At 56.7% G+C, this 4,631-nt stretch carries 7 protein-coding genes and 1 pseudogene; 6 read left to right on the top strand and 2 right to left on the bottom strand.

Annotated elements, in window-relative coordinates:
* Both FHT70_RS29845 and FHT70_RS29850 read right to left on the bottom strand, forming a co-directional pair.
* The coding region (locus FHT70_RS29845; RefSeq protein WP_210283002.1) for a hypothetical protein at nt 1-621 on the bottom strand (621 nt) is incomplete at its 3' end.
* A gap of 488 nt (nt 622-1,109) precedes the next feature.
* Nucleotides 1,110-1,490, bottom strand: a complete 381-nt coding sequence (locus FHT70_RS29850) for a hypothetical protein (protein ID WP_183706731.1) — start codon at nt 1,488-1,490, stop codon at nt 1,110-1,112.
* Between the two features lie 45 nt (nt 1,491-1,535).
* Between FHT70_RS29850 and FHT70_RS29855 the strand changes: the two genes are divergently transcribed.
* From FHT70_RS29855 to FHT70_RS29880, 6 genes and pseudogenes are all read left to right on the top strand, one after another.
* The gene (locus FHT70_RS29855; RefSeq protein WP_097599675.1) at nt 1,536-1,778 is read left to right on the top strand and encodes a hypothetical protein; all 243 of its coding nucleotides are present in this window, start codon (nt 1,536-1,538) and stop codon (nt 1,776-1,778) included.
* A gap of 226 nt (nt 1,779-2,004) precedes the next feature.
* Nucleotides 2,005-2,214: a cold-shock protein gene (locus FHT70_RS29860; protein ID WP_088396361.1), complete on the top strand. Its 210-nt coding sequence runs from the start codon at nt 2,005-2,007 to the stop codon at nt 2,212-2,214.
* Between the two features lie 168 nt (nt 2,215-2,382).
* Nucleotides 2,383-2,754, top strand: coding sequence for a DUF6481 family protein (locus tag FHT70_RS29865; protein ID WP_183706732.1), 372 nt, complete (start codon nt 2,383-2,385; stop codon nt 2,752-2,754).
* 65 nt (nt 2,755-2,819) lie between these two features.
* On the top strand, nt 2,820-3,884 hold the full coding sequence (locus FHT70_RS29870; RefSeq protein ID WP_183706733.1) for a fatty acid desaturase: 1,065 nt from the start codon (nt 2,820-2,822) through the stop codon (nt 3,882-3,884).
* A gap of 62 nt (nt 3,885-3,946) precedes the next feature.
* On the top strand, nt 3,947-4,234 hold the full coding sequence (locus FHT70_RS29875) for a hypothetical protein (protein ID WP_176536298.1): 288 nt from the start codon (nt 3,947-3,949) through the stop codon (nt 4,232-4,234).
* A gap of 30 nt (nt 4,235-4,264) precedes the next feature.
* A pseudogene (locus FHT70_RS29880) lies at nt 4,265-4,517 on the top strand (GSU2403 family nucleotidyltransferase fold protein); the annotation flags it as partial.
* Between the last annotated feature and the right edge of the window lie 114 nt (nt 4,518-4,631).

Here is a 4,631-nt window from a genome sequence, read left to right on the forward strand (position 1 = left end):
AGGGCAAGCTGCGTATAGCATCGGGACATGCCAAAATCTCCAAAGTGAAGCCATTGAAATCATTGGCATGTCGCACTTGGAAATAGAATGTACCTCATTTCCGGCGGATGTCAGATATGAGTGGGCGGGGAGTTCGAGCTTGAGACATGCTTGTTGTAGCGCGCGATAACCTCTTTCGCATTCCCAGCCGGATCCTGTGGTATTATCGGACAGGAATGCTTTCTCCGGGACTTTGATAGGGTCGCAACCCACATTGGTTTGACGGTATCCACGCAGGCATCTCCAGCGATCGCCGAAATATGGGTCGAGATATGCATTGTCCGGAATTTGGACGGTGAGGCACTGGTTCCCCTTCTCCAGAAAGCCGTAATGGCAATCCCAGCCCTTGCCAAAGGAGGAGTTCGTCAGAAACGCGTTGTCGGGAAGCTTCACCTTAAAGCAGGCGTCATCCTGCCTTCGAAAACCACGATTGCATTCCCAGCCGAGGCCATAGCGGCTTGCCTGGGCATTTTCAGGCACCGACCTTGAGGTCTGGCCGAGCGCCGAGGAGCTGAGTCCCGATGCAGAATGCAGGGGGATGGTCATCATCAGGGCCAGCGCCCTGTAATATGATTGGCGCATAAGTTGTCTCCAAAGGCCTGCATCTGCGATCTCCTGGTCCTAATTCCAAGATATAACGCTGAAGGGCAGTAAAGAGGGAAGGACAGATACCGTGCGACGCTACCAGAGCCTTGGCTTTTTCTCGGGAGCTTTCTCAGGAAAAATGGGCGCGCCGGCCCACATCCCGCGACCGACAGGTGACGAGCCATGAAGCTGTCCTCTGTTGCGGACCATGGGAAAGGTCCTATGCGCTTTCCGATTGCCTGGTTTGCGCTTGCTTTCGCCGTTGGCGTTCAGGAGCATTTTCTGGAAGTAGAGCAGGAAGCAGGCATGCGAGGATCGGGACGTCATCGCGTCCTCCTCTTGTCGGGGCTAGGGCGCGCTCTTGTCCCTCAGGCGGCAGCGCCCTGACCAGTTGCAGCCGACATCGCACCCTGGACTTCATTTCCGCCTTTGGCAAGCAAGCTTTTGCTATTCATGTGGTGCCTTGAATGAGGCTGATTGAAACCTTACATAGAGGGCACGTTTTCAGCCTTTCGGCTACCTGATCCTCCCGGCTGCGTCGGTTGCTTGGCAAACCCTGATTTTGCGAACGTTGCGAACTCCGCCATACTGGCTGGAGCGGTTTGTTCCGGATGTATTCGTCCCGCAGCCACACTGAGGATGCCATAATGACCAACACCACCCGCCATGCCGCCGAAAGCATGTTCAAGCGCTCCAAGCCAGAACAAGGATCGGATGCAGCAAAGCTGCAGGATTTCCTCAGCAGGCAAGCTCTCCGGAGGCGCGCGACGAAGCTTGCCGAGATGCAGCAGCGTCTCGAAAAACGGACTGGCGGAACGGTTGGACTGGCTTCTTTTTTCCGTTGATACCGCAAGATGGAACGGCAAAGATCGACTGTCCTAGACGATCGCTCACGCCGCAAGGATTAAGTTATGACCGTTTTCGATTATAATGCTGGCGCGGGGCTTTACCCGTGCAAGACAATCAACAGAAGAGGCAGCCTCGTCTACAAGAGGTTCGATTCCGTCGCCGAAGCTCTTCGCTTTGCGATCGAGGACATGCCGGCTTCTCTCCTCCGTGGATCCGTGCTCGAAGTCGAGGAGGCGCGCTTCGATGGTTTGCAGATGCGCAAACTCTATGAAGCCGACGCTTATCCGCTGACGCGCCGACCTTAAACGCATCACACGGGATTGCTCGCAGAAGTGGAAATTGCGAGAAGGTGAAAACAAAAGGTTGACGGGGAAGGATCTCCAGTCTATCCCTGCAGACATCGATACTTTGTTTGCCGATATTTGTTTGGCTGCGCCCTGCGCCTCTTGATCAACTCTCCCTTCAAAAGTCGAAACACCGCCGCGCGCCGCTCGGCGGGCGATTAAATGTATGCCGATGAAAGGGTTTATCATGACCACTGGCACAGTAAAATGGTTCAACGCCACCAAAGGCTTTGGCTTCATACAGCCTGACGACGGGAGCGCTGACGTCTTCGTTCACATCTCTGCCGTTGAACGCGCGGGAATGAGTTCAATCGCTGAAGGCCAGAAGCTCGGCTTTCAATTGGAGCATGACCGCAAGTCCGGCAAAATGTCTGCAGGCCAGCTCCAAGCGGCCTAAAAGGCTCTTATAGCCGCTGCGACCACGGAGGTACTGGCGTGGCTGGCAAGGGCAGTTGAAGGCCAGGCAGATGTCTGGCCTTTTTCATTCAAGAAGTGAACAGCGCCCGACCGCTCGTATGTCTTGAAGCGTAGCGGCCTGGACTATCCTGTTGGGCAAGGACATCGATTGAAACACTCAGGCGACACCCCCTTTTCAGAACGTCGTAAGTCCGCCGAAAGCGCCAGACGTCAGCTGATTGCAAAATTTGAGTCGGCTCCGAAGCCGACCGACCCTGTAATGCAAGAACGGTTGGCGGCAATTGCTTCGGCCAGGACTGCTCGTCGCGCCGAGCGCGATGCGATGAAGGCGGCGGAAAATGACCGCCTCCTTCAGGAAGCTGCCGCATTAGCCGATGTTGCCGAGGCTCATCAAAGAGCAGAGGCGGAGGCTCGCCAGTTGGAAGCCAATAACCGAATCGCACGTGTCGTCGCCGATGAAGCGGCACGCAAGGCCGAGCGCGACCGGCGCTATGCCGCACGTAAGGCTCGTCGCGCTTGACGGATGGACATCCGACCGTGGCTCCTGCCAATTTGCATCGTCGTCCCAACGGAATCAGAAAACCTATGAGAAGCCAAGCCGGCCAGTTGCACGAGCCGTTTGAAGACTCCGCCGGTGCGTGGCTGAAGATCCTCGCGAAATACCGGCAACCGAGCTTTTGGCGCAGCGCGTTCGAGTTGTCTGTGACAGCTGTCCCCTTCGCGCTGCTATGGGTCGGCGCATATGCCTCTTTGCTGCAAGACTTTTGGCCCGGCTACATACTGATCCTGCCAGCCGCCGCCTTCCTGCTCCGGTTATTCATGATCCAGCACGATTGCGGGCACGGTTCATTCTTCGCCCGGCGAAAGCTGGATACGTGGACAGGACGGGCACTCGGCGTTTTGACCCTAACGCCGTACGATTATTGGCGGCAAACACATGCGGAACATCATGCATCTGCGGGCAATCTTGATAAACGTGGCATCGGCGACATCACGACCTTGACGCTCGAGGAATATCGCGCCCGTTCTCGAACCGGGCGACTCGCCTACCGACTTTACAGGCATCCGATCGTCATGTTCGGCATTGGACCCGCCTGGCTCTTTATCTTCAAGCAACGCCTGCCGATCGAGATGATGCGGGCGGGAGCCTTGCCTTGGGTTTCCACGATGGCCACGAATGTAGCGATCGCGATCGTAGTTGGCCTGTTAATGTGGACGATTGGGCCTATCCCCCTCCTGCTGGTGCATCTGCCGATCGTTTTGCTAGCAGGGGCAGCCGGCGTCTGGCTATTTTATGTCCAACATCAGTTCGAGGAAACGCACTGGTCGAAGACCGGAGAATGGAAATTTCCGCGGGCCGCTCTTCACGGCGCGTCACATTATGATCTTCCGCTCGTGCTTCGATGGCTGACCGGGAATATCGGTATCCACCACATCCACCACCTTTCAAGCCGCATTCCGTATTACCGGCTTCCGGAAGTCCTGCGCAATCACCCCGAGTTGGTGGCTATCGGCCGCGTCACCCTTCGGCAAAGCCTCGAATGTGTCCGGCTTGCTTTGTGGGATGAACAGAGCGGCAGGCTCATCTCCTTCCGAGAGGCCGAGAGCCTCGGCCCATCGATATCTGACCGCTTTATGCGGATCGTTTGAATAGCATGTTAGGATCCAAGATGAGTACGACCGCCAAAACAAGTCCCAATACGGCCGCTTTGATGGTCACTTTGACGCCTCCCCAGATCAGAGGCTTGAAACTTGCAAGGGATGGGGACCTGTACCTTCAGGAGAGCAAGAAGTGGACGCATCTCAATGCGACGATTACCTTCGCCAAAGCCGATCGCTTTCAGGAGCGGCCGATCGCAATCAAGTTCGCAACAACGGCGACGGTAGGCGAATTGAGAATCAGCGGTCTTCTCAAGACCCTCGATCCCGACGCCGACCCAGCCATCTCGCCGCACGGCATCACGATGGCCGGAAAGATGTGGCTGCTGAAGCATAAATAAATCCGGTCAGTTGCAGCGCCCGCGACAGCAGAAACCGTCAGGACAATGCTGCTCCACCGGAGCGGTGTCCCAGTCGTCGTCCCTGATCCACTCCGGCATGCGGTCCGCAAGCTCATAGTCGCCAGCCGCCGACACACTGACGGGCAGGGGTGGCGAGCGCGAGAAGGACGTTGGTCAACCTGCGCTGCTCTTTGAAGCCCTGCAGCAGACAAGGCGATCTGCCGACTTGGCGCTCGTCTACAACGACGCATCGGAGCGCGGGCTTGCGTGGCAACAAAATATTTGAGCCCGGGTACGAATGCTGGGGCCGTACCGCTGGAGCCACGCGATATCGCCGTCCCATCCACTCCCGTTATCGGAAAGGCAGTGTTCTCGTGAAGCTCGACCCCTTCTATCT

The sequence above is a fragment of the Rhizobium sp. BK049 genome (assembly GCF_014193135.1).
GTDB lineage: Bacteria > Pseudomonadota > Alphaproteobacteria > Rhizobiales > Rhizobiaceae > Rhizobium.

Bases quoted from the DNA above. Each gene is read 5' to 3' on its own strand.
- FHT70_RS29875 (WP_176536298.1), top strand. From the start codon at position 3,947: ATGGTCACTTTGACGCCTCCCCAGATCAGAGGCTTGAAACTTGCAAGG.
- FHT70_RS29870 (WP_183706733.1), top strand. From the start codon at position 2,820: ATGAGAAGCCAAGCCGGCCAGTTGCACGAGCCGTTTGAAGACTCCGCC.
- FHT70_RS29855 (WP_097599675.1), top strand. From the start codon at position 1,536: ATGACCGTTTTCGATTATAATGCTGGCGCGGGGCTTTACCCGTGCAAG.
- FHT70_RS29860 (WP_088396361.1), top strand. From the start codon at position 2,005: ATGACCACTGGCACAGTAAAATGGTTCAACGCCACCAAAGGCTTTGGC.